1 protein-coding gene is annotated in these 375 nt (G+C 37.3%); it reads left to right on the plus strand.

Going from position 1 to position 375, the window contains the following annotated elements:
• Nucleotides 1-30: 30 nt before the first annotated feature.
• A complete protein-coding gene (locus G8O24_RS47230) occupies nucleotides 31-195 on the plus strand; it encodes a recombinase family protein (protein WP_244646425.1) in 165 nt (54 codons plus the stop codon).
• Nucleotides 196-375: the final 180 nt, after the last annotated feature.

Genomic DNA, 375 nt, shown 5'->3' on the forward strand with positions numbered 1-375 from the left:
GGCTAACACTAATCGGCCAGAACTGAAAAAATGCTGGCCTATATTCGTGAGGGTGATATTGTAATGGTCACTGAATTAGATCGCTTAGGCAGAAACAACCAGGATTTAACTAATAGTTTAGCCAGTAAATATTCAATTAAGCTGCTAGTGATGGCGTTAATGCCTCCTGCATGTACTTCGGGAGGCGGGAAATGAAAGCGTTGGTGAATCTTTCCATCTGCTCTTCTGTCGTTGTGCTTTTTTATTGGCTAAACTATTGAATTTTCAAGGTAAAAAAAAAAAAATTTTCTATAGATATTAGACACTACGCGAATAAGGTGACTTGTGTATTTGTTTAACAGGATTACAAATGATGCAATCAACTGAGTGTGTCTT

The sequence above is a fragment of the Bradyrhizobium campsiandrae genome, assembly GCF_014529705.1.
Taxonomy (GTDB): domain Bacteria; phylum Pseudomonadota; class Alphaproteobacteria; order Rhizobiales; family Xanthobacteraceae; genus Bradyrhizobium; species Bradyrhizobium campsiandrae.